The sequence below is a fragment of the Legionella clemsonensis genome (genome assembly GCF_002240035.1).
In the GTDB taxonomy this organism is placed as follows: Bacteria; Pseudomonadota; Gammaproteobacteria; order Legionellales; family Legionellaceae; genus Tatlockia; species Tatlockia clemsonensis.
Genome location: NZ_CP016397.1, coordinates 1,340,426 through 1,365,586, shown reverse-complemented (window position 1 = coordinate 1,365,586; position 25,161 = coordinate 1,340,426). Strand labels below are relative to the sequence as shown.

The following is a 25,161-nucleotide window of genomic DNA, read 5'->3' as shown; positions in this document are numbered from 1 at the left end:
TTAATCGTTTAGGGATAGCGTAAGGAGGGTAGCATGTTAGGATGGGCATTAACTTTCTTAATTATTGCACTCATTGCAGCTGCTTTTGGATTTGGTGGCATAGCTTCAGCAGCAGCCGGTATAGCAAAAGTGTTGTTTTTCATATTCTTAATTATCTTCGTTGTTCTGTTGATAATGGGATTAGTGGGCAGAGGACCACCTCCTCCAGTTTAATTTAATTTCTAACCAGACTCTATGCATTTTTGTATAGAGTCTATCTTTCTATCTAAAACTAAATCTACAATGCAATACAAGTTTTTTCATGACTACACAATTAAAAGAAATAAAGTTTTTCCTTAATGTGCCGTTAAAAAGATCACCAGTAATAAAATTGGAATCATCATGAGAAGCTTAATTCTAATAATAATGATGACGACAGTTATAACTGCCTGGTCTTATACACGATATGGAGAAACCTTATGCAATCATCCCGATTTTTTCTGTATTCAGATTAAATCTGGCCAAACCTGGGGAAATCTGTTCCCTAATAGTGAAGCCAGAGATATTGTAAAACGTATCAACCGCATGAATGTTCGCCTTCGCTCGGGAATGATTATAGCAGTTCCCAAGAATCTGGATCGGATTACCATTTATGATGTTTCCCCTTTTCCGCGCTACATTGAGTCCGATGGTGAAAAAACAATTTATGTTAGCCAGGAGAAACTGGCTTGGGGAGCCTATGATGAAGATGGAGAACTGCTATGGTGGGGACCAATTTCCTCAGGAATTGATAAATGCCGCGTCGTAGGAGGCTGTTCTACTCCCACCGGTTCCTATCGAATTATTCGTAAACAAGATATAGATTGTGTATCTACTGCTTTTCCCAGACGTTCTGATGGCAATCATGGTGGTGCTGAAATGCCATTTTGTATGCATTTTTTCCGGGGTTATGCACTTCATGGCAGTGAAGAAGTACCAGGCTATCGTGCCAGCCATGGCTGCATACGGCTTTTTACTGAAGACGCACGCTGGCTCAATGAAGAATTTGTAGATATTCCCGGTGGTGGTATAAAAGGGACGCGTGTGATTATTGGAGGGGTTAACGATAAGCAAGAACATTAAACAAATTCCAAGATGTAATTCCCGTCATAGGGCTTGATTTAAGGTAGTCTCATTATAGAAAGCCCTAGGTGACCCCTTAAATTTAAGTTTTTTTATACGTTAACGGGATTTATTATCGTTATCGTTTTTTGAGGCTAATTGATAATAATGGCTTAGTTCATCAATAGTGGTTGATGGACTAAGTTTTACATTCTGCGCATAAGCAGAGCGCGCAATTAAATGTGATGCGATTGGCGCAGTTATATAAATAAAAATTAGAGTAAGAAATGATTCAATAGCAACCTGTATCTGCAGGAAGTAAATTGTAGCACCAATTAAAATAAGACCGCAGCCTAATGTCCCTGCTTTAGTTGCAGCATGCATGCGTATGAATATATCTGGCATTTTTAAAATACCAACAGCAGCAATAAAAATAAAAAAACTCCCTATAGAAACAGCAAACAAGGCAATTATTTGATTCATACTATTCCCTACAAAGGTGGCTTATCTTTTCTCCAGCCAATAAGTTTAGCAAAAGCGACCGTTCCCAGAAAAATGATTAATGCTAATGCGATTACCACATCGATATACACAGCCTGGTTAGTTATAATGCTATAAAGCACAGTAGCAGATATTAATAAATTAGCCAACAAATCCAGTGCTACAACTCTATCAGGCAGTGTAGGTCCTAAAATTAATCTAAAAAAGCAGGTAATCATTGCTGCGGACAACAGCAAAAATGGAATTTGAGTTAAAATACTAAAAATATTTGCCCTCATTGAAATAGCTCCAATATTGGTTGTTCAAATCGATACTTAATTGATTTTTTCAAATAATCTCTATCATCAACAAACATGGCATGCACATAGATTTCTTTCTTTTCGGCAGAAATGTCTAACACTAATGTTCCTGGTGTTAAAGAAATAATGTTAGCAAACCAGGTAATTTCCAAAGCAGTTTTACAATCAAGCGGAATAGCAATAACTCCTGGTCTGGCCGATAAACCAGGTGTAATCACATGATAAGCCACGCGCAAGTTAGCAATTAGAATTTCCCATAAAACATAAAAAATGAAACGTGTCAGCTTAATTGGTTTGAATAAAGGCTTAAGAAAATAATTCATCAGCTACCCCATAATACGGCACGAATATAATACTGCGGATTAACCAGCTGGGTTATAGTAAGTCTGGCCTCCTGGTAGAGAAAGCCTGGAAAAATACTAATTAGTAAAGTAAGACTAACTAAAAATAAAATAGGTATCATTAACCAGCATTTCTCAGAAAAAGAAAGATACTGTCTGGGCCCCTCTTCTTTTCTATCGCTCCAAAACACATAAGTCCAGATTTTTAGCATGGAATAGAGGGTTAAAAAACTTACTATTAGAGCTACTACCAGTAGAATCAGATGATGATTTATCAAAGCGGAATGTAAAATCAGCAATTTCGCCCAAAATCCCGATAAAGGAGGGATTCCCGCCAATGAAAATGCAGGAATAAGAAATAGAATAGCTAGAAAAGGATTCATTTCATAAAAATTTCCCAGTCTTCTAAGATTAAAGCTTCCCTGTATTTTTTTTACAACACCACTGACTAAAAATAAGTTCGTTTTTACAATGACATGATGAACAATATAAAAAATTGATGCTATCAGAGCGGAAGGTTTATAAATTGCAAGACCTGCGACCATATATCCGACCTGACTAATAATATGGAAGGAAAGAATCCGACGAAAATTAAATTGCGCTGCAGCCCCCAAAACACCTGTCAACATTGTCATTCCAGCACAGGCAAGTAGCAAATATAAAAGTCCACTGTTGTCTTCAGGAATATAAATTAATGTAAAAAGTCGTATTAACGCATAAACACCTACTTTAGTTAACATCCCTGCAAAAACAGCCGATGCAGAAACACTCGTTGTATGATAAGAAGCGGGTAGCCAAAAAAACAACGGAAAAAGAGCCGATTTAATGGCAAACGCTAATGCAAGCATAAGCACTATAACCCAAACAAAATGGGCCTTCTGCAATTGACTTATTCCATTTCCTATGGCTGCCATGTTAAGAGCTCCGGTTATTCCATATAGCATTGCAATAGCGACTAACAATAAAACAGTGGCGACCAAATTAAGCGCCACATATTTTATGGTTCCTTCAAGTTGTGCTTTACTGCTGCCAATCACCATTAATACGAATGAAGCAATTAACATCACTTCAAACCATACATAAAGATTAAATAAATCCCCCGTGGAAAATGCGCCACAAATTCCTGTCATAAGAAGCCAAAACATAGGGAAAAAACCATAAATTTGCTTGTAACGAGTAATGTCAGCGATTGCATAAATGGCGACTGAAAAGCCAATAATCCCAGTAAGGAGCAGCATAATGGCACTAAGATGATCAATAACAATAGAGATGCCAAAAGGAGCAGGATAATTGCCCACTTGTACAACAAGAAAATTACTATCTCTAACGGCATAAAATACGATGCTCGTTACAACAATTAGCAGTAATGCACCAACGATATGAACTATTTTTTGTAAAATTTGCCACGGCCAGGTAATACAGCAAAGAATCGCGATGACCAAGCAGATCAACACAGGATAAAGTGCTATCCAGGCATTATTCATGACGCTTTACAGGTTTGTGATGCCTGGGTTCAGCAAACTGCAACATCGCAGAATCGACACAACCTGTCTGTTGCCAAATTTTTCGAATCAATACCAAGGTAAATACCAGAAGTCCAAAACCAATAACAATTGCCGTTAATATTAGTGCTTGAGGAAGAGGATTCGCCACTTTCAGTAAGGGTTTAAGTTGATTCTTCTCTATAAATGGCGGAATGTCTGACGTCAGACGGCCTGCAATTAATATTATTAAATTTGCACTGGAACTTAAAATCGCAATGCCCAGCAGCCACCGTAATAAATTTCTGCTTAGTAATAAGTAAATACTAATTGCAAACAAAATCCCGATAACGGAGCAAAAAAATGTAGCCGTCATGACTCCTTCTCTAGTGCGTACAGGATAATTAAGATACTACTTACTACCACAAAATAAATCCCAAGGTCAAACAGCAAAGGACTGCCAATATTCACTGACAGAAAGGAATACCAGATACCCGTTAAAAAAAGTTTGCCATGCAATAGAGGAATTAATCCGCTCACTAAAATGCACATTAATCCAAGACCTAAAATAATTGGTAGCTCAATAATCAGTAGTATTTTAAATTGTCTAACCCCGTAAGCGATTAGATAAAGAGCAAAAGCACTTGCTGCGATTAATCCCCCAATAAAACCACCACCAGGAGAGTTATGGCCGCGCAGTAATACCCAAAATGAAAACAGTAACATCAGTATTAATAAAAAGCGTGCAGCCGTTTGCAGGATTAGAGAATTCATAACCATATTCCCAACAACTTACGTTTTAACAATCCATGTATTCCCAATGCGGCGATGACCAGTACAATCACTTCGCCCATGGTATCCAAAGCACGAAAATCAATAAGTATTACATTGACGATATTGCGACCATGCCCTAGCGTAACACTATTATTAATAAAATACTGGTTTAATTTATTATTTATTGGGCTACTTATAACAGCCATTAGTAAAATAGTGAAGATTAACCCCATACTGATAGCAATACCCAATCTTAAAATCTTAAATAATTGACTCTCCGTTTGTGTTTCTAATGAAGGTATTTTCTGAGATTTGTATAATGTTAATGCAAATATAATCACAAACAAGGTTTCCACCAATACTTGTGTCATTGCTACATCCGGAGCCGCATTCACAAGGAAAAATAAAGCGACACCCATTCCAAATGCGCCTAAAAAAATGACAGCAATGATTAATTGAGTTGCTACGGCAACAGCTATTGCAGAAACTAAGACCCAGAAAAGCAGAAACACTGAAAACCACGGCACCGAAATAATTGCCAATGAGAAATTTATCCTTGTGCTCATCAAGGCACTTCCTAATATAATAGCAACGGTGAGGAGAGTAATCATTAAATAAATTGTGAGGCGGCCATTTTGAATTAACCTGGTTTGATAGTTAGAAAACCATAGAATAAAGTTTATAATGCGGGAATAGGCAAACTCAGGTCCATAGTATACCATAAATTTGAAATAACCAATCCATTTCAACACCTTAGATCTTTGCAGATAAAGCAGGAATCCGCCAAGTAAAGTAATAAGGCTCAACACAAAAGAAGGGGTTACTCCATGCCACAGTTCCAATTTGAGATGAATGGGATGATGCAGTATTGAACTTGCCGCTGGTGCTAAGAGACTTTGATCGATAAAAGAAGGGAATACGCTAAAAAAAAGCGTCATTAAAGCCAGAGTTAACCCACTAAACCACATACTAAAATACGACTCGCTCGAGTTTTTTCTTGGCTTCCTGCCTAGAGCAGGTTTAATGACAAAAACGCATGCCAGCATCACTAGCCCCATATTTGTTAATATAACAATGGTTATAAGGATCTGTGAAAAAAATGGGATGACCTGTTCTGCTTCATAAATTAATTCTTTAACGTAAAATCCTAATAAGGGGGGCAAACCAGCCATCGAAGAGGCTGCGATTAAAACTGTGGCATAAGTGGCAGGCATAGCATGTAATAAACCATGCATCCGAGATAATTGACGTGTTCCTGTTTGATACTGAATATTTCCAGCCGCCAAAAATAAGGAAGCCTTGTATAATGCATGAGCGAAAATAAAAGCAACGCAGGCTATAATGACCTCCTCTTGATCAGAGGCCAGCATATAAATTAGCGAACCTAAAGCAGAGACAGTAGTATAAGCAAGTACTAATTTTATATCCTTCTCACGCAATGCCAAAAGTAGTCCACCTATCATTGTAATACCACCAAATGCAGTGAGAAACCCAAACCAGAGTGGGGTACCGCTTAATAATGTATAAAAGCGTGCCAATAAATATACTCCTGCCTGAACCATGGTAGCGGAATGGAGATAGGCGCTAACCGGTGTTGGCGCTTTCATCGCCCCAGGCAACCAGAAGTGAAAAGGGAATTGTGCAGACTTGGTGAATGCACCAATTAGAATTAAAACAAGAATCCATCCATACAATGAATTTTGACGTAGAATCGCAGGGTGCTGTAATAGCTCAGTTAACTCAAAAGTATGAGTAACTGAACCTATTAATAAAAACCCTGTCAGCAATGCCAATCCTCCAGCACTTGTCACTAATAAGGCGTTCAAAGCTGCTTCTCGAGCTGCCTGACGCTTGTTATCAAAGCCGATTAACAGGTATGAGCTTACAGAGGTTAATTCCCAAAAAATAAAAAGAGTTATTAAATTACTGGCTAAAACCAACCCAAGCATGGAGCCCATAAAAAGAAATAAATAAGCATAAAAGCGATTAAAGAGCGGGTGATTTCTAAGATAGGTTACACTGTAAAATACAACTATTGAGCCAATACCAGTAATAAGATAGGCAAACAGCAGACTTAATCCATCTAAATAAAAGGTCAGTGCAACACCAAACGCATCAAACCAGGGGATGCTTAAGGTCACAGGAAGTTCTGTTGTCCAATAGGTACAATAAAGAAAATAGAGAAATCCCGCCAAGGGCGGCAAGGGCAATACCCAAGCACCACGAAATGAAAACATACGAATTATAAAGGGTGACAAAAGAGACATTAGAAATATTAGTGCAATAATTCCTATCATTAATCTATTCCTTAGCTGAAAGACAGCGGCACTGTGCAAGCGCTGCTTTCAGAATACACTAACTTAATAAATCGAGAACAACTTTTTAGTTTGGGAAATTGGGTTCAACGGTCAAATTTTGCTTGTTTCCCTGCTTGATTTGAAACACCTGGCGAATTCAGAAATTGTTCAACTTCTTTAGAAGATAATTCCATATACTGACCTCTTGCCAAAGAACGAGGCATGGTAAGATTACCATAGCGAATACGAATTAAACGACTCACTTCGACTCCCTGAGATTGCCATAAACGTCTTACTTCTCTATTTCTTCCCTCTGTTAGGGTAACATGATACCAGGAATTAGCACCCTCCCCACCTCGAAATTCAATTTTTTTAAATTGAGCGAGGCCATCATCTAATTCAACACCTTTTAACATCGCATTAATGGCTTCCGGGGAAACTTGTCCATGAACTCGCACTGCATACTCCCTCTCCAAGCCAAATCTTGGATGCATTAAACGATTCGCCAGTTCGCCATTATTGGTGAAAATTAATAAGCCTGAAGTGTTGATATCAAGTCGGCCAACCTGAATCCATCGTCCATGTTTGATATAGGGTAAATTATCAAATACCGTTTTGCTATGTTTTGGATCCTGTCTGCTGGAGATTTCGCCGATTGGTTTGTGATACATTAAAATTCGGGTTTTCCCGGGTAATTTTAATGGATTTTGTATTAATCGTCCTTTGACGCTAATTTTATCATCAGGGCCTGCTACGTCACCCAATTTAGCGACAAATCCGTTAACTTGCACAAATCCTTGCTCTATCCAACGTTCCATTTCCCGGCGGGAACCGAATCCTGCTTGACTTAATAGTTTTTGTAAGCGTTCTTTCATTCTTCTATGCACTCTTCTGTATGTTGCTCAGCAGGCGCCCTTTCCTTCGGCACTATTAAAGAATCACTAATTTCTCGCAATGGCGGCAATTCATTAAGGCTTTGCAAATTAAAATAATCTAAAAACGTTTTAGTAGTCACATAAACTGCTGGCTTACCCGGAACATCACGATATCCAGCAACTCGAATCCATTCTCTTTCAAGTAGCGTTTTCAAAATTGAGCTGCTAACAGCGACCCCTCGAATATCCTCAATATCAGCACGAGTAACAGGCTGTCTGTAAGCAATGATTGCCAAGGTTTCTAATAAAGCACGAGAATATTTAGCCGGTTTTTCGGTATATAAACGACTAACCCACGTACAGTATTTAGCCTTTGTTTGAAGACAATAGCCACTTGCCAACAGTTTTAATTCGATAGCACTATTTTCATACTCATTTGCCAACTCTGAAAGTACTATTTTTAGTTGCTCAGTACTTGGCCTTTCCCATTCCTCAAAAACGGCTTGCAGTTTCTCAACACTTAAGGGGTCATTGGCATGCATGAGTAAAGCTTCCACAATTCGTTTGAGCTCATTGTTATTCATGGTTTGCAACCTGTAAATGAATTGCTGTAAAAGCACCGGCCTGAGTAATCAGTAATAGAGACTGTCTGGCTAACTCCAAAATTGCCAGCAGAGTAACAGCCAATCCCATACGCCCTTCTTCACGTTTAAACAACTGATCAAAAACAATTGTTTTTTCTTGGTTCAAACGCTCCAGCACAGTCGCCATACGTTCTCTAACTGATAAGGGTTCACGAGTAATTTGATGATTGGTTAAATGACTCTGACGCTTTATCAAATCACGCATTGCTGTTGTTAACACCATCAAATCAACATCAGGATAAAGTACTGTTCGTTCTATTTTTGCTGCAGTAATAGAGAACCAGAATACATCTCGTTCACAACGAGGCAAAGAATCTAATGAGACTGCGGCATGCTTCATTTGTTCATAAGCTTGTAATTTTCTTACTAACACTGCACGTGGATCTTCTTCCATGTCTTCTTTGGATTGCGGTGCAGGTGGTAATAACAGGCGAGATTTTATCTCAGCAAGCATTGCAGCCATTACCAAATATTCAGCAGCCAACTCCAGACGATGTTGTTCCATAAGCTGAATATATTGCATGTACTGTCTGGTAATAAGCGCAATGGGGATATCCAGAATATCAATATTCTGACGACGAATCAGATAAAGCAGCAAATCAAGCGGACCTGAGAAAGAGTCAAGTAAGACCTCAAGTGCATCGGGAGGAATAAACAAATCACCAGGCATCTCAGCTAATGGTTGCCCGGCAACAATTGCTATTACGGATGCCGAAGAGTCGGAGACCTCAACATTCATTAGTAGTCCAGGCCCATGACTTCGCGAACATCGCCTAATGTTTTATTTGCTTCTTCTCGCGCCGCTTCACTTCCTTCCGCCACGATACGTTTTACTGAGCCAAGATCTGCTTCATACTCTTTAATAGCAGCCTGTATTGGCTTTAATTCCTGTTGAATTGCATCAACAACAGGACGTTTACAATCAATACAACCAATACCTGCACTACGACAACCTGTCTGCACCCACTCTTTAACCGATTCAGAGGAATAAATTTTATGCAATTGCCATACAGGACATTTTTCCGGCTCACCTGGATCAGTTCGTTTTACTCTTGCAGGATCGGTGGGCATTGTCAAAATCTTCTTTTCTATTTGCTCAGGCTCTTCTCTAAGGCTGATGGTATTATTGTAAGATTTCGACATCTTTTGTCCATCAATACCTGGCATTTTAGATGTTTCTGTTAACAAAGGTTGAGGTTCAGGGAGTATTATTTTTCCGGAACCATCAAGAAACCCTAATAATCGTTCTTTATCTCCGATGGAAAGATTGTGCTGATTAGCCAGTAAAGCCTTGGCTGTATTTAATGATTCATGACAGCCATCCTGTTGGAACTGACGACGTAACTCACTGTACAATTTGCCATTTTTCTTACCCATTTTTTTAATCGCTTCATGCGCCAATAATTCAAAATTAGGCTCACGCCCATAAATAAAATTAAATCGGCGCGCTATTTCACGCGTTAATTCAATGTGCGGAACTTGATCTTCCCCCACCGGAACATAATCTGCTTTGTAAAGTAAAACATCAGCACTTTGCAAGAGTGGATATCCTAAAAATCCATAAGTGGATAAATCTTTATCGTGTAACTTATCCTGTTGATCTTTATAAGTGGGTACACGTTCTAACCAACCTAAAGGAGTTATCATGGACAGCAAAAGATGTAATTCTGCATGCTCAGGCACCCAGGACTGAATGAATACCTTAGACAAACTAGGATTAATCCCGCAAGCAAGCCAATCAATCACCATATCCCACAAAATTTTTTCGATGAAACCTGGCTCATCATAGCGAGTGGTTAAGCCATGCCAATCGGCCACAAAAAAGTAGCAATCATACTGATGCTGTAATTTAAGCCAGTTTTTAAGCACACCATGGTAGTGGCCTAAATGCAAGCGACCACTGGCCCGCATTCCTGATACGACACGTTTACTTGCACTAAATATCGCTGACATCAAAATCCTTACCCGTTGTTAAAACTTTACTTGTACTTTTTCATATTCCAGGAAAACCCATGGATTATAATTTAAAACCTTGCATGCCGCAGGACATAGTCTATTACATGCTTTGATAGTATTCTATTTAAAAGGGTCGGGATCTCCCTTACCTTCACGGAGAATCACAGGATAATCACCTGTTAAATCAACGACAGTCGTCGGTTCATGACTGCAGTTTCCACCATCAATAATTAAATCAATTTGATTACCTAATAAATCTTTAATTGCCTCAGGTTCACTCAAAGGCGCTGTTGCCCCTGGTAAAATTAATGTCGTACTCATTAAAGGTTCGTCCAGACAATCCAGTAAGGCTAAGGTAATGCTATTGTCAGGAACCCTTAAGCCAAGCGTCTTTCGCCGTGGATGGAGCATCAATCGTGGAACTTCATGAGTAGCAGTTAAGATAAAAGTATAGGAACCGGGTGTAAATGCCTTTAACAAACGAAAAATTGAATTTGTAACGCGAGCATAGGTACCTAGTTGCGATAAATCACGGCAAACCAACGTCATATTATGATTTTTATCCAATTGACGTAAGCGCCTGATTCGTTCAAGAGCCGGTTTATTACCTAATTTACACCCCAACGCATAGCCTGAATCCGTAGGATAAACTATCAATCCACCTTCTTGAATAATAGTAGCGGCTTTTCTTAACAGTCTTGCCTGAGGATTGTCTGGATGAATTGCGAAGAACTGACTCATAAAAGTCCCCTGTTAATGTTCCATTGATGCCATATTGGCCTACAGTTTACCGGGAGTTGCTGCTGTCTTCCAAGAGAAATACGCGACAGTGGAGCACCATGATAATCAGAACCGGTTGAGGCTAAAAGTTGATAACGTTGACATAGGCCGGCCATCTCTTGAATTTGTGCGGGGTTAATATCACCGGAAACAACCTCAAGTGCATTTCCACCGGCGTCTTTAAAAGCGCTAATTAATTCCTGCAATCGCGTACGTGTTAATGAATATTTTAAAGGATGCGCTAAAACGGCATGCCCACCTGCTTGTCTAATTCCCTCAACTGCCTCTTTAAGCATCAACCAGGATGTGCGTACATAAGCGGGTTTCCCCCTGCCTAAAAATCGCTTAAACGCAGCTTGCAAATCGGTCGCCAAGCCCTCCTTAACAACTAATTGCGCAAAATGTGGCCTTCCAATTTGATGATGTCCAGCAATTTCACACGCTTTCGCATAAGCATCACTTATCCCACAAGCTTGCATTCGCTCCCCAATTTGCAAGGCACGATTGATCCTGTTTTGGCTTTGGCGCTCTATTAATGACTGAAGCACCTGATTGTCAATATTGATATTCAAACCAAGAACATGAATATCATATTTTTTCCAGCTCACACTCAATTCAATTCCACTAATAATTTGAATAGGGAGTGCTTTGGCTCTATCGTGAAGTGTTTTAAGACCTGCTGTCGTATCGTGGTCGGTTAAGGCAAGAATTTTAATATTAGACTGAATGGCTTTATCTAATAGTTCAGCAGGACTTAATAAACCATCAGAAAAATTACTGTGACAATGTAGATCAATCATAGGCAGGAACAGTTAAGAACAGCAATTAAACACAATAACGCTTTGTGTATAGTATACTCGATTACTTTATAGAATTGTATTAAAAATTAACCAGAAAATTAATTTAAATAGTATGATATTGCCCTGAACCAGGCAAGCATTTAACTTAACAATACCAAAAAGAGCCAGGGAAAATTATTGGTTGATTTTTTATTTAGTTAAACTTATCGTAGGCACTATATTTACTTTTAGTGCGCAAAATTTATGAAAATTGTTTTAGTAGAGGATAATCCATCACTTCAGAAGACCATGCAGATGATGCTCACTAAATTATCTTATTCAGTCAAAGCATTTAGTGCAGCCGACGATGCACTGGCTTATTTTAAAGAGGAGACATCTTCTTATGATCTTGTGATTTTGGATGGCAATTTGGCACCAACGTTCTTTTTGTCAGCTGATAAAGCACCCAAAAATGGACCCGATATTGCTAAAGAGCTTTTGCGGATTAATAGAAATATCCCGATCATTGCCTGGACAGATGATACTGAAATGCTAAACCGCTTTCAGAAAGTGTTTGATTTATATGAAAAAGGGATTCTGCCTACGCTAAAAAAACCGCCTACCTTTTTAAATATTAAAGAGGTATTAGCTTCCTTTGCCACCACTTCAAATAACCTTGAAAGTTCACCCAGAGCAAGAGCCTTTACACTATAACAAATCTTGCGTAGTCACAGAATTATGAACTATTCTTTACATAGAACTTACTAACTTATTTTTAATTGACATTGAGCAGTAAACTACAAAACGAAACGCTGAATTACCCTCATCTAAATTCACAGCAACTGGCAAATCTGTGTGGAGTTTTTCACGAAAATATTAAATTGATTGAGCTATTTTTTGACATTAACATCAAGGTTGGCCATGATGAAGTGAGATTATTTGGTTATTCTCATCCAGGATTACTAAAAGCAAAACAAGTGATAAAACAACTACATCAATTAGCTGACAAACCCATTCAGGCAGAAACTGTTAATTCATTTCTTAAAAATAAGGATCCAAAAACTGTGATGTCTCAATCTATTAAATTAAGCCGCAAAACCATTTTGCCTCGTAATGCCAAGCAAGCGGATTATTTGAACAGCATTAGCAAGTACGATATTACTTTTGCTGTTGGTCCTGCAGGTACAGGAAAAACTTATCTGGCTGTATCGAAGGCAATAGAAGCGTTTGAAAAAGGGGAGGTCCAACGGCTGGTATTTGTAAGGCCTGCCGTTGAAGCAGGTGAAAAATTAGGATTTTTACCCGGAGATTTGGTTGAAAAAGTTCTTCCTTATTTACGGCCTATTTATGATGCTCTGTATGAAATGATTGGCTTCAAAGAAGCACAAAAACTCATTCAAACGGATGTAATTGAAGTGCTACCTTTGGCATTCATGCGCGGTCGAACATTGAACGAAGCGTTTATCATTCTTGACGAAGCACAAAATACCACCGTATCTCAAATGAAAATGTTTCTTACACGTATGGGATTTGGTTCAAAAACAGTGATTACTGGAGATATTACTCAGATGGATTTGCCTAAAGGAACAGAATCAGGATTAAGTCATGCCGTTAAAGTTCTGCGTGATATTTCCGAGATTAGCATTCATTACTTTACAAGCCGAGAAGTAGTACGCCATCCTTTGGTTTCACGTATTATTGATTCTTATGAACGTGTAAACAAGGATAATAAAGAATGAGCTACCATATAGACTTACAACTCGTCAGCAATGATAAACTCCCAGTCGATGAAAATTCGCTTGTTACCTGGGCACAATTGCCCTTGATTGAATCGATGGACTCCGCTGAGTTAACATTACGTGTAGTGGACAAAGAAGAAATCAGGGAACTCAATAGAGTCTACAGAAAACAGGATAAGGCAACGAATGTGCTCGCTTTTCCCAGTGCTATTCCTGATAATATTGCACTTGAATATCCCTTACTAGGAGATGTAATCATTTGTCCTGCCGTTTTACAGACTGAAAGTATTAAACTTGGTAAACCGCTAGTAGCACATTGGGCACACATCGTCATCCATGGAGTCTTGCATTTGTTAGGCTATGATCATATTGAAGAGAGCGATGCGAAAGTTATGCAGGAACAAGAAATAAAATTCCTGGCAAAACTAGGTTTTTTTAATCCCTATCATACTACAGAGGATAAATACTTTGAGCAGAGAGGATGATAACGGTTCTTTATTAATGAGGATAAGGCAGTTTTTACAAGTTGAACCGCAAAATAAAGAGGAATTAATTAACTTATTGCGTGATGCTCATATTCGCGCATTGATAGACTCTGAAACCCTCAATATGATGGAAGGTGTTATTCAATTTTCCCAGATGCGCGTTCGTGACATTATGCTTCCCAAAAAGCAAATGACTTCTATTGCCCAGGACCTTGAACTGGAAAAAATAATTGATATTGTTAGTAGTTCGGGACACTCTCGCTTTCCGGTTACAGGCGATCATAAAGATGAAATAATTGGCATTTTGCATGCTAAAGATTTATTAGGTTTTCAACTTGAGAAAAAAAAGGAATTTGACTTGCACGATATTATTCGTCAAGCCACCTTTGTACCTGAAAGTAAACGCCTTGATTTATTATTAAGTGAGTTTCGTAATAATCGAAATCATATGGCAATTGTTGTTGATGAATATGGCGCAGTGAGTGGTTTTGTAACCATAGAGGATATTATTGAGCAAATAATTGGTGATATCGAAGATGAATTTGATATTGATGAGGAAGCTTACATAAAAGCACATGGGGATTTTTATTACATCGTTAAAGCCCATACACCAATAGAAGAATTCAATGAGCAACTGCATGCTAATTTTAGTGATGAAAGCTATGACACCATCGGTGGAATTGTGATGACAAATTTTGGACATTTACCACAGCGTGGAGAAACAATTACAATTGATCAGTTTGAATTCAAGGTTATCAATGCTGATGCTCGACGCATTAAATTATTAGGTTGTCTTGATAAGCGGCCTGCAAAAGATAAACTGATAGCTACTTAATGCGTCTTTCTTTAATGATAGAGATCATTCAACCAACTGATAAAATCGAGGGCAATTGAGAAATGAATAATAGCATCTTGATTGTAGATGACGATACTGAACTTACGGACCTTCTGGTGCAATATCTGGAACCAGAAGGCTTTAATGTCGTCTGTGTTCATGATGGTGAAAGTGCCGTTAAAAAAGCACTTAACCAAGTATTTGATGCCATCATTTTAGATGTCATGCTTCCCAAATTAAATGGCTTTGAAGTACTAAAAGCTATTCGTGAACACCTGGAAACACCGGTATTAATGTTAACTGCCCGTGGGGATGATATTGACCGTATTGTAGGTTTGGAAATTGGGGCTGATGATTATTTACCCAAACCTTGCAATCCACGTGAATTAGTGGCCAGATTACGCGCTATTTTAAGACGCACTCAAAAAATACCCACTCAACGCCCAATTATAGAACATCATGACATTGTAGTGGATTGCTCTAAACGTCTGGCAACGCACCATGGTCAGCCTATGGAGTTAACCAATGCAGAATTTAATATTCTTGAAATGCTCATTAAATCACCAGGTCAGGCTTTTTCTAAAGAAGAGTTAACAGAATATGCCTTAGGTAGAAAATATACTGCTTATGATCGCAGTATTGATGTTCACATTAGTAATCTACGCAATAAATTGGGCGATAATCCTGAAGGAGAACCTCTGGTTAAAACCGTACGTGGTTTCGGATATATGTTTAATGCGTAGTTTGTATTGGAAAATTTTTCTATCGTTTTGGTTAGCCACTATCCTTATTATCATCACCACAGCCTGGGTGACGAGTGAAATAGCCCAAAAATCCTCAATTCCTGCGCGTGAACGCGTTTTTATGGATAGTTATGCCAATGCAGCAGTCGCCACGTTTGAATCAGGACAACATAGTGCTTTAAAAAAATGGCTTAATCAAATTGGCATGTCCAGAAAAATGACGCTTTATTTACTCAGTAGTACAGGTGAAATTATTGGGAATCAAATTCCTCCGGAAGTTGTTAAGCATATCTCTAATAATTTAGTTGATGAAGAACTTGATGATGGTTTACTAAAATTTGGTGACATCATCGTCAGCCATGAAATACTATCTACTTCAGGCAGAGCTTATCGTCTTGTCGCGGTCAGTGAGAAACCTTTGGCGCATTTTGTGGAAATCCCCTGGGCAGGACTCACGATTCGCTTAATGATCGCTATTTTTATAAGCGGACTTATTTGTTATTTGTTGTCTATCTACTTAACACAACCTTTACGCTCTTTAAGAATGGCCGCCAAATCCATTGCCACAGGTCGATTAAGCACACGTGTGGGTCGCATCAAGGGGCATCATCGTGATGAAATCGCTGAGTTAAGCGGTGAATTCGACAGGATGGCAGAACAACTCGAAGCAATTATGAATTCAAAAGAACGCTTGCTACAAGATATCTCTCATGAATTACGTTCCCCTCTTGCCCGCTTACAAATTGCCATTGAATTAGGCAGAAAAAAAGCAACTAATTTGGCTGATGTTGAATTTGCCCGCATGGAAGTGGAATGCTCACGCCTGAATACCTTAATTGGTGAAATTTTGGAATTTGCAAGACTTGAGAAATCTTCTACTCCTCTTAACCGAACTATTATTGATGTACCCGTGTTGCTCAAACAAATTATTGCCGACGCTAATTTCGAGTTGGGAGCCAATCAACCTGGCGTTTTTTTACAAGAAACTCAAGATTGCCAATTATTCTTGGATGGACGACTAATTCACCGCGCCATTGAAAACATTATTCGCAATGCATTACGCTATTCAGCACCCAATCCCAAGGTAGATGTGGCTTTGCATTATGATGAAAACCATTCGCAGGTTTATATTGATATAGCTGACAATGGCCCTGGCGTTCCTGAAGAACAATTGCAGCGAATCTTTAATCCTTTTTATCGTGTAGATACTTCAAGAGAAAAGAAAACGGGCGGTTATGGACTAGGCTTATCAATAGCACAACAAGCTATAAAATTGCATCAAGGGAGTATTCATGCGATGAATCGCAAGGATGGAGGGCTTTTAGTCAGGATAAGTCTTCCGATCGCAGCAAATCAACCACCCTAGTTTTACACACCTGCCTCCGATTCTTGAACATAACCATTTGCGAACATGCATGTAAGTCAATGTTCTAAAAACAACCGCTTAGACTTTAGTTTTTCCGTTCAATTCATTAATATACCAGGCATTAAGCAAAAAAGGTGCTCTGGTGAGGATTGCGGAAAGACTTGATACTGCAAGTGGTGTTTTTTTCTTCTTAGGTTTTGTAGTTTCTCAACTACAACACTCACCTTTTGTATTTTTAGCTGCATTGTCGAACCTGGGTGCTTTGTTTTTTTACTCAATAGGCTATGCATTATGGTTGGCAGCCTGCCAACTCTATCCTGATTATCCACGGCAAAAAACGCACTGGTATGGATTTGTTGAGGTCAAAAATCAACACCGAATTGCTGCCATACTTGGTGCAATAGCCATTATTTGTTGTGTTGCAGGTATTTTTATGCCCGCTATGCTGGTACCGGCAAGCTGGCTGTTCTTTGCCAGCAATTTGGTTTGGTGCATCGCCGAATACCATAAACACAATATTACCCAAAATACCTCACATGCTGAAACAGCTTATATGCAGTATACCGTCCTAAGTACAGTAATGACGCTGGTTCCTGCAATAGGCGCCACTATTTCGCTTTTCTTCCCTCCCGCAGCCCTTTTTACCTTTATAATCTCTACCACATTAGGAATAAGTCTGGGTTCATTATCGCTCTACTGTTGGCTGGATTATACACTCGGTAGAGAATTCAGGTCTGAGTCAGACAGTTATCAGCTGCTCACAAACTCTCTGGAAATCGAGCAATCACTCCCACCTTCTCCATCTCCTAATCCATTACAGAACAGTTATAACGCTCTATGGCAAAATAAACCTGAATTTCACCCTGAGGAATCAGACCATCCTTTTTCCCCGCTGAAAAGACCATAGCATTAGGTATAATAGGCATTTAACGTATGCGCCTGTAATCTTTTTAGTTTTATCTTGTCTGTACCCATGGTTTAGATAAAATGATCTTTGCCTAAAGGATTGAAAGGCTGCCTAATAATAAGGATTATTTTTATGAGCATTGTCAGTGAAACTAAAAAGGCAATAGAGCAACTAAAAAACCCACGCTTAAGAAGTACACTTCTTTCTCATTTATCGGAAGAGGCAAACGAGCAAACGCAGTTGTTTACCAAACAGCATCCTTATGACCGCCCTACGCCAAATTTTGACCGGGCGAGTTATTTATCAACGAATGGGCTAAGCTATCGTTTGCTTTTAAACACCATTTTTGTTTTTGCCCCATCAGTGGTGTGTCAGGAAATCACCCAAATTTTACTACAATCTTCACATGAAGAAATCGCTGGTTTGTTATCCCAGGTTTATCAGCATCATAGTGACCCAAAAGCCAACGAGTGGGTCATGGAAACTATTATGCATCATGCCCCAGAACACTGCCGACTACTCCTCGCACAAAAAATTACCTCTCTTAACGAAAAACACATCATAAAGTGCCTGTTTACTGAAACTTATTCCAATGATTTTTCTACTCTACGTAGAATTCTTAATTTTAAAGATACACATACTTCTGCTGTTTTGATCGAAGCACTAAATCACTTGAATAAAAAAATCCTGTTTGAATTCTTTAAAACAAGTCCTTTTCCACCTACCTATGAGGCGCTAATTGATTTTTTTGCTGAGAATCCACCGGAACCAATAACACTTGCAGTTTTACAGTTACTCTATAAATATGATGGCAATTGGTTATACCGATTAGTCTTTGGCGGTAGTTATTTTACCGGTAGCAGTGCAAATTTATTGCACGGTATTTTTGAATATCAACCTGACAATGTGGTATCAGAACTTTTATCTTTTTTGTTACAGCAATTTCCAACTACCGATATTGAGAAATTATTAACCTCCCGTAGAACCAATGGGTCAAACAAGACACCCTTGGAACTCGCCTTTCAACGTACTGATAACAAAACAGTAGCTCTAAAAATAGCACAAAAAATTTATCGCGAACCCCTTTTAAAACCGCTATTAAGTGAGGTTTCTGTTTCACAATTTAATTCCATCATGCATCTGGCCGCCAAAAGCAATAATACCGAAGTAGTGGCATTTTTTGTACAACAACCTGATGCACCTGTTAATCATTGCGTGTATTCTACGTCCAAGGGAATGCTGCAGGTTGCTCAGGAAGCAAATCAAGAAGACGTAAGCAATCTTTTAATTGCCACACCCATTTATAAATTTATCTATCAGGAGAACCCTTCATCTTTAACCTGTCATGACTTGAGCTGGATTCATGAGTTGCTTACACAACATCCTGATTTAATTCATTGTCGCTGGGGCGAACAAAAAACACTGTTGTCGCATGCAGCCAGTAGAGGTCATGTTAGTTTAGTCTCTCTCTTACTTGCCAAAGGCGCTTTGCTCAAGCCGGATACTCATGGTCGAACAGCGATTGATGAAACTATAGCAAATAATCATGCGGCCGTTTTACAAACGTTTATTGAGGCAGCAAGTTCGAATGAAAGTATTCTGAAAACCCTTATAAAGACTTTTCTTGCAATAAATCCTCCAGTTTATAGTTATGAAGAATTACAACGAACATTGCAACAAACCTCAAGTACCTCCTCCCTTTCTTCTGTGCTGAAACAATATTCCCTTCAAAGAAATGATTGCTACATTTTATTACTGCAGGGTATTGCAAAATTGTTATCGAATAATACCAGTGAGGAAGTAATCTTGCAGGCTATCAAAAAATTTGTATTAGAAAATTTAACAAGATTGCAGCAGGAGGAAGATCGTTATCTTCAACGTAATGCCTTACAACTTCAATTAATAGTAGTATTGTTCTCATTAAATTCACCTCATTTTTTTGCGCTTTTATATTCACTTGAGTTAAATGAAAACACCAGAAAAACGTTGCATTTGTTACTCTCTCGAGGACTGCTTCAACCTGCAATTTTTTCACAATTAACCACTGCAGAACATCAGGCCCATTATAAGTTACTCGAAGATTTGGCAGGCAATAATATCAATGCATTGGAAACAATTGCTACAGTACATTTTCAAAAATCACCTTTAACACACCTGCCACCTGAGATTCTTAAGGAATTGGCGGCTAATTTGTCAGGACAAACACTTTTATCCTTATGTGAACAGCGCCTTAATCCCTCCTTAATTGTATTAACTATTGAAAAATTGTTAAGCACCACACCCGTCAATCAGGAGAAAATTACTCAACTGTTTTCTCAACTTGAAAAAGAACTGCAACTGCTTGATAAGGGCAATTTACTAGCAGATGCACAACTTCAATGTACGCTAAATGTGGCGCACCATCCTAAAGTTAAACAATATATTAAGGCCGTATTAAGCAAGGAAGAACTTTCATTAAATCAACGAGTACAAGCTATTTTTACCAAATATAGGGAGAGTGATCCATTAATTCCTAATGGCTTACTGTACGATCTGTTTATGGCGTTTGCTCTGGATTATAAAATAACCAGTATTACAGCAAATCAACCCGCGTTTGCTGCCTTTCTTGCCACATGTAAGCCGGCTGATGCCAAGCAACTCATTACGAGATTGCAAAAAATTTTCCAATCTCGATTGCTGGTTACTGGACTCTTAAACTCCGCTCCTGCAAGTGATTCGCAACAAAGGCTAGAATTTTTAACCACCCTTTGTGATCTGGAAAATAAAAAGCAGCGATTTAATCTTGCCGTATTGATTAATCATTTCGATCAATTTCGTGAGCAAGCACAGCAATTATTATCTTTTTTCGACAATGAGCCGCCCCTCTCTCTTAAAGTTACCTTGCTAAATTTAATAGCAGAATTTGATAAAATAGCCTCTCACTTGTTTTTATTTCATCTTGGTTCAAGTCCCTTATTATTAAACGATAAACTTATTCCGCTCTTAAAAACACTGGAGCTGAATTTCTCGCAAACCACCCTGGCATGCAAATCCATTAAAAATACTCCTTCACTAAAAGCCAAATATGGCAATGCGATTAAAGAATTTGAACGTCTATTTTCCCCTAATGAAATTCATTCTCTTTGCCAGCAAACCCAGCTCATTTGTGCACAGATTGAAAAAGACAGTAACGAATATGCCGAAACAATACTGTTTGATGACTCTACAATCACATTTGGACAATTATTAAACACAAAAATACCTTCAAAAGAACTTTTTGATACCACATGTCGCCAAGCATCACAAACTCAGCAAATTCTGGAACAATATAATCAAAGTATTGTTTCTGGCGTACTAGCAAACCCTGGGCGTGACCAATTACTGGGCTTTTTGTTCCACTGGGTTTTAACTTGTGGCGCAAGCAGTGAGCAAGAATTTTTATTCAACAATATGTCTGATCTCCTAAGAACTACAGTACGAGAAGATTGGGTTTTAGTGGATAATCAAATTAATGAATATCTAAGCTTACGGGACAAAATTTCCCCCTTAATGATCGATTTGCGGGTTTTAAGTTTATCGGACTTTAATCCTACTGACTTGCTAACCACATTTTATGAAGCCGATGAAGAGAGACTTGCACAATTTATACAACTTTGTGCACAGGCACAATTAATGGATCTAAAAAGCATTGCAGCCTATGTTTTGACAGGCAAGCAGCAACAGATGCCATTAAAGATACTAGCTATGCAAAATAATCTATCGCTGCCGAAAGAATCCTCAGTCTGGCTACAACAGCGACTAGAAGTGTTGGAAGCTTATTCTACAAAAGTCATCTCTTTTAAACTACTTAAAGCAGGTTTATTGAGTAATGAAGGAAGCACGTGTGCTAAGCTTGAAAAGCTTAACCAAATAATCGATGAGCATGTAAGCACTCCAAGTCCTGCCGCTATCACTATTCTGGTGGCTTCTTACAGTGCCGTTTTACAAAAAAAACCAACCGCTGAAAGCCGGGCATTTGTGATTAGTTTAAGTCATTTATTGAATACTATGGGAGCAAAACATACTAATGAGGCCCTCTCCCAAATAACTCCTGAAACTACTGAGCAATTAGTAGCGCATTGTCTGGCAGGTTTAAATAGTGATGACAGTTCCTATGACATCGCTTGTAGAACACTTTTAACCAAATTATGCCAATTGCAATCCTCCTCAAACCCACACGTTTTAAATACGATTAAAATGCAGTTGGGACAGCAAGATTTAACACTATTAGCCGATCAGCAGTTAAGAGAAATTGCTATTGACATTCTTGGTGGCAACAGCACCGATTTAAATTTATTAACTGCGGATGGTGTGTGGATACAGCGTTTATTGACATCACCTCGATTTATAGCTGCCAGTACTCCTACGGTTATTCAGACACTGATTGAACGTTACCGCTTTATTTCATTAACGCTGAAGCAAGATGAATTTGAACATTTAAATCAATGGTTGAAAACTAAACTAGCTTTTTATGAACATCATCAGGAAATGTTAAGTCGGGTTGAAAAATCGCTATTGTCCGATCCTAAACGTCTGGAGCATCTCTTAAAGAAACGTGAGCGGCTTTTAAGCTTCCGCGCAGATGACAGCATTAGAGCCTTGCTTAATCAATTAGAAGATAATTGTACTGATTTAAAGAAAAATGAGCCTGAACTCGCTGATGCTGCATTAAGCGTGCTTTATACACACTACAATAGCAGCTTAATAAGTTTAAGGTCAGATTTTTTATTTAAAGTTGCTGATTTTGTAGTGAGTCGCGCTCTGCGTAATAAAGGAGACATCGACATTGCTCAGAATACCTTATCAAAGTGGCTAACACACTATTTGCCTTATAAAAATTTCGAACAACTCGAATTAACTAGAAAATCAAACGTCACCATCTATAATGCCGAAGGAGAAAAAATTGGTTTTGTTAATGAAGCCAATCAGGCAATGACTTTTATTGATGATATACCCTGTTCACTTCTTAAGCTTTCAAGCGTCTATCCTGGCATGGCATTATATGATGAGAATCGTTGTCAAATGGGTACTTTAACAATGACTGGGGAGTTGAAAAGAGAAAATCTTTTCCAAAAAAATACCAGCGCTTTGCTTGTCGCTAAAGTTCCTACTCTTCAGTTATCTCAATCACCTGCAGCGCTTGAGTTATTAATGACAGATATTTTTACAGAAAATACTTTAGAAGTGCTCTATTCAAATTGTGAGCCAGAGAAACATTCCTGGCTAGAACTGCAAATTCATACCCATATGGCAGAAGCCAAAAAACCTGTTCCCAAAGAGAATTTACAAGTTATTGTAAAAAATCTTTCCTCAGAAATGCTTTTTTCGTTATTGCAAACCATAACTCTTATTGAAAATGCCGAGCAATTATTTGAAGCAATTTTACAGGATGACACCAGACGTCATGAATTATTTAAATTAGAACATCAACAAGCAATTTTTGCATTCTTCAAGCAAGGAAATAGTAAAAAAATTTTTGCAGACTACCTGCAGAACCATTATCAAAAGCCATGGTTTAAAGACGGTTTTCAACTATTTGCCCAATTTGCGCAGGAAGAAAATCAATCCCAATTACTTGGTGCATCTTTGCAATTATTGCAGGAACGATGTTTCGAACAAAAACTAGTTACAGAAATAAGCTATGACGCGTTATTAACCACACTCGTTTCCTCAGAAGACTACGCGAATATCCTGTGGAAAGTTTTTTTACATGCATCAGAAACCACAGCCATCAAAGAAGTAGAAGGTCAGTTGGCTGATAGTCTTACTGGTTTCTTTTATAAACATCACTGTATGCCACTTGTAAAGGCAGTCAATGAGCAAAAACATTGGTCTCAAAGTACGCAATACCGTCTATTGCTTCTTATTCTGACAAAGCAGCGCCAACAAATATTTCAAAAACAGGAGCTTCGCTATAGCGAAAAGCTGTCATGGTCCAGCGCTGAATTAAAAGAAATGAGTGATTTTATAAGACGACATTTTCATCAGTTAGACAATCCAGACAAGCAGTATATTATTGGTAAAAAATTAATGAGTGAACTAGTCTTTCGTTGCGCTAATTTCGGGCAAACCCAGCTTTTCTATAATAGCCAAGGCAAATTTGACCCCGCCACTGCTGGAAAGGTAATGGAGCGCTCTTATCTGCATGCGATTGCTGCACGAGAATATATACCACCTCAAGTCAAAAAAACTGTCACAGACATTATCTCAAAAATGAAGGGGTGGTTTGATGACGAACACCCCAAAACAGAAGAAATTACTGAACTGCTTAAAGAAAATCAAGCTTTGGTAGACTGGAAACAACTTAATGAAGAGAGTTGGTCAATGAGTACTTCTATGACTACCTTGCCAATTATTAGTGCCTTTCTGCTTAATTATTCAGGTGAAACTGAGCCCCTGAGTCAATTGGTAAAAGATTATTTTTCTTCCAGGGAATTTCAAAAAGAGCCAGCTAAATTGCACGCTGTTTCACAAGTTATGGCAAAATTTCCCGATAGGAACGTAAGTGTTTGTTTATTCTCTACTTTAGAAGAAATTTTTAGCAAAAATCCATTACTATTGGATGGTACTATTCTTCATCATATGGCCCGGTTTTATAACTATAAGCACTTAAAAACAGTGCCCCAATCTCCTCAACTGGAAATTAACTTAATAAAACATTTTGGTTTACAAAAAAAATACTCTCTGGTTCAGCGCTGCTGTGACTTGTTAATGGCATCTCAACCCGACAAATCACATGAAAAACTTTTACAAAAAATTAACCTCGAAGCCCAGGTAGAATCGCAATTAAACAATTATCTAAGTTCGTGGTTTTTCTCTATTATCCGCTTTATAAAACGGTGCTGGTTTTATGGTTTTGGCGGCAATAAAAATTCATCGAATCTCGTAAGCTACTGTGATGCCAAGCTAAATTATACTTCACCCGTAGAAACTGTTGAAAAAATACAAACTCCTATCTTAGGAGGACAAACGGTAGCCTCACAGTTAGCAACAGCTAAAAAATTTAAGAATCTTAGAGAGCGCTATAATCGCTTTCTTGAAAAAGAGGCTTTAAATGCCCTATCCGAGGCTAGTTTTAAAGGGAGTAAGGCATCTAAGGGTGGAATATTTGCGAATTCAATCGCTCTTAAAGAAACGTTTGACGCTGCTAATTTTGGAGCAGCAATGACGGTAGGTAGTCAATAGTGACTCAAAAAGCAGGATGGTGTCGTAGAAAAGTAATTTCTTCTTTAGTTGAGTCGCGATTTAATCTCGCATTTGA

General features: G+C 38.5%; 23 protein-coding genes. 10 read left to right on the top strand and 13 right to left on the bottom strand.

Going from position 1 to position 25,161, the window contains the following annotated elements; translation table 11 throughout:
- The first annotated feature begins 33 nt into the window (after nt 1–33).
- Both clem_RS05895 and clem_RS05890 read left to right on the top strand, forming a co-directional pair.
- Nucleotides 34–213, top strand: coding sequence for a DUF1328 domain-containing protein (locus tag clem_RS05895; protein ID WP_094090784.1), 180 nt, complete (start codon nt 34–36; stop codon nt 211–213).
- Between the two features lie 168 nt (nt 214–381).
- The gene (locus tag clem_RS05890) at nt 382–1,101 is read left to right on the top strand and encodes a L,D-transpeptidase (RefSeq protein ID WP_094090783.1); all 720 of its coding nucleotides are present in this window, start codon (nt 382–384) and stop codon (nt 1,099–1,101) included.
- A gap of 99 nt (nt 1,102–1,200) precedes the next feature.
- Here clem_RS05890 and mnhG read toward each other — a convergent pair whose 3' ends face one another.
- From mnhG to clem_RS05825, 13 genes are all read right to left on the bottom strand, one after another.
- The gene (gene mnhG, locus clem_RS05885; RefSeq protein ID WP_094090782.1) at nt 1,201–1,563 is read right to left on the bottom strand and encodes a monovalent cation/H(+) antiporter subunit G; all 363 of its coding nucleotides are present in this window, start codon (nt 1,561–1,563) and stop codon (nt 1,201–1,203) included.
- An 8-nt stretch (nt 1,564–1,571) separates the two neighbouring features.
- Entirely contained in the window at nt 1,572–1,859 is a 288-nt protein-coding gene (locus clem_RS05880) for a monovalent cation/H+ antiporter complex subunit F (RefSeq protein WP_094090781.1), read from the bottom strand.
- A complete protein-coding gene (locus tag clem_RS05875; protein WP_094090780.1) occupies nt 1,856–2,203 on the bottom strand; it encodes a Na+/H+ antiporter subunit E in 348 nt (115 codons plus the stop codon). Before clem_RS05875 ends, clem_RS05880 begins: the two co-directional genes overlap by 4 nt.
- Complete coding sequence (locus clem_RS05870; RefSeq protein WP_094090779.1) at nt 2,203–3,705, bottom strand: proton-conducting transporter transmembrane domain-containing protein; 1,503 nt, start codon at nt 3,703–3,705, stop codon at nt 2,203–2,205. The genes clem_RS05875 and clem_RS05870 overlap by 1 nt, the downstream gene beginning before the upstream one ends.
- Nucleotides 3,698–4,078, bottom strand: a complete 381-nt coding sequence (locus clem_RS05865; protein ID WP_094090778.1) for an NADH-quinone oxidoreductase subunit K — start codon at nt 4,076–4,078, stop codon at nt 3,698–3,700. The genes clem_RS05870 and clem_RS05865 overlap by 8 nt, the downstream gene beginning before the upstream one ends.
- On the bottom strand, nt 4,075–4,476 hold the full coding sequence (locus clem_RS05860; RefSeq protein WP_094090777.1) for a Na+/H+ antiporter subunit B: 402 nt from the start codon (nt 4,474–4,476) through the stop codon (nt 4,075–4,077). Before clem_RS05860 ends, clem_RS05865 begins: the two co-directional genes overlap by 4 nt.
- Nucleotides 4,473–6,773 carry a hydrogen gas-evolving membrane-bound hydrogenase subunit E gene (mbhE, locus tag clem_RS05855; RefSeq protein WP_094090776.1) on the bottom strand — a complete coding sequence of 767 codons (2,301 nt, stop codon included), beginning with the start codon at nt 6,771–6,773 and terminating at the stop codon, nt 4,473–4,475. Before mbhE ends, clem_RS05860 begins: the two co-directional genes overlap by 4 nt.
- Before the next feature lie 104 nt (nt 6,774–6,877).
- Nucleotides 6,878–7,648 carry a 23S rRNA pseudouridine(2605) synthase RluB gene (rluB, locus tag clem_RS05850; RefSeq protein ID WP_094090775.1) on the bottom strand — a complete coding sequence of 257 codons (771 nt, stop codon included), beginning with the start codon at nt 7,646–7,648 and terminating at the stop codon, nt 6,878–6,880.
- On the bottom strand, nt 7,645–8,232 hold the full coding sequence (scpB, locus tag clem_RS05845) for an SMC-Scp complex subunit ScpB (RefSeq protein WP_094090774.1): 588 nt from the start codon (nt 8,230–8,232) through the stop codon (nt 7,645–7,647). Before scpB ends, rluB begins: the two co-directional genes overlap by 4 nt.
- Nucleotides 8,225–9,031 carry a segregation and condensation protein A gene (locus clem_RS05840; RefSeq protein WP_094090773.1) on the bottom strand — a complete coding sequence of 269 codons (807 nt, stop codon included), beginning with the start codon at nt 9,029–9,031 and terminating at the stop codon, nt 8,225–8,227. The genes scpB and clem_RS05840 overlap by 8 nt, the downstream gene beginning before the upstream one ends.
- A complete protein-coding gene (locus clem_RS05835; RefSeq protein WP_094090772.1) occupies nt 9,031–10,245 on the bottom strand; it encodes a tryptophan--tRNA ligase in 1,215 nt (404 codons plus the stop codon). Before clem_RS05835 ends, clem_RS05840 begins: the two co-directional genes overlap by 1 nt.
- A 123-nt stretch (nt 10,246–10,368) precedes the next feature.
- Nucleotides 10,369–10,989 carry an L-threonylcarbamoyladenylate synthase gene (locus tag clem_RS05830; protein ID WP_094090771.1) on the bottom strand — a complete coding sequence of 207 codons (621 nt, stop codon included), beginning with the start codon at nt 10,987–10,989 and terminating at the stop codon, nt 10,369–10,371.
- Entirely contained in the window at nt 10,986–11,828 is an 843-nt protein-coding gene (locus tag clem_RS05825; RefSeq protein ID WP_094090770.1) for a PHP domain-containing protein, read from the bottom strand. Before clem_RS05825 ends, clem_RS05830 begins: the two co-directional genes overlap by 4 nt.
- A 243-nt stretch (nt 11,829–12,071) precedes the next feature.
- On the opposite strand from clem_RS05825, the gene clem_RS05820 reads away from it, so the two are divergent.
- The 8 genes from clem_RS05820 to clem_RS05785 all read left to right on the top strand — a co-directional run bounded on the left by clem_RS05820 (nt 12,072) and on the right by clem_RS05785 (nt 25,085).
- Complete coding sequence (locus tag clem_RS05820; protein WP_094090769.1) at nt 12,072–12,521, top strand: response regulator; 450 nt, start codon at nt 12,072–12,074, stop codon at nt 12,519–12,521.
- Between the two features lie 71 nt (nt 12,522–12,592).
- Complete coding sequence (locus clem_RS05815) at nt 12,593–13,546, top strand: PhoH family protein (RefSeq protein WP_094090768.1); 954 nt, start codon at nt 12,593–12,595, stop codon at nt 13,544–13,546.
- Nucleotides 13,543–14,031 carry an rRNA maturation RNase YbeY gene (gene ybeY / locus clem_RS05810; RefSeq protein ID WP_094090767.1) on the top strand — a complete coding sequence of 163 codons (489 nt, stop codon included), beginning with the start codon at nt 13,543–13,545 and terminating at the stop codon, nt 14,029–14,031. Before clem_RS05815 ends, ybeY begins: the two co-directional genes overlap by 4 nt.
- Nucleotides 14,015–14,866 (top strand): HlyC/CorC family transporter, encoded by an 852-nt coding sequence (locus clem_RS05805; RefSeq protein WP_094090766.1) that lies wholly within the window; start codon nt 14,015–14,017, stop codon nt 14,864–14,866. Before ybeY ends, clem_RS05805 begins: the two co-directional genes overlap by 17 nt.
- Nucleotides 14,867–14,928: 62 nt before the next feature.
- Nucleotides 14,929–15,609, top strand: coding sequence for a two-component system response regulator CpxR (gene cpxR / locus clem_RS05800; protein ID WP_094090765.1), 681 nt, complete (start codon nt 14,929–14,931; stop codon nt 15,607–15,609).
- Entirely contained in the window at nt 15,602–16,975 is a 1,374-nt protein-coding gene (cpxA, locus tag clem_RS05795; RefSeq protein WP_094090764.1) for a two-component system sensor histidine kinase CpxA, read from the top strand. The genes cpxR and cpxA overlap by 8 nt, the downstream gene beginning before the upstream one ends.
- A gap of 142 nt (nt 16,976–17,117) precedes the next feature.
- Nucleotides 17,118–17,882, top strand: coding sequence for a hypothetical protein (locus tag clem_RS05790; RefSeq protein ID WP_094090763.1), 765 nt, complete (start codon nt 17,118–17,120; stop codon nt 17,880–17,882).
- Nucleotides 17,883–18,014: 132 nt separating this feature from the next.
- Nucleotides 18,015–25,085: a hypothetical protein gene (locus clem_RS05785; RefSeq protein ID WP_094090762.1), complete on the top strand. Its 7,071-nt coding sequence runs from the start codon at nt 18,015–18,017 to the stop codon at nt 25,083–25,085.
- The last annotated feature ends 76 nt before the right edge of the window (nt 25,086–25,161 follow it).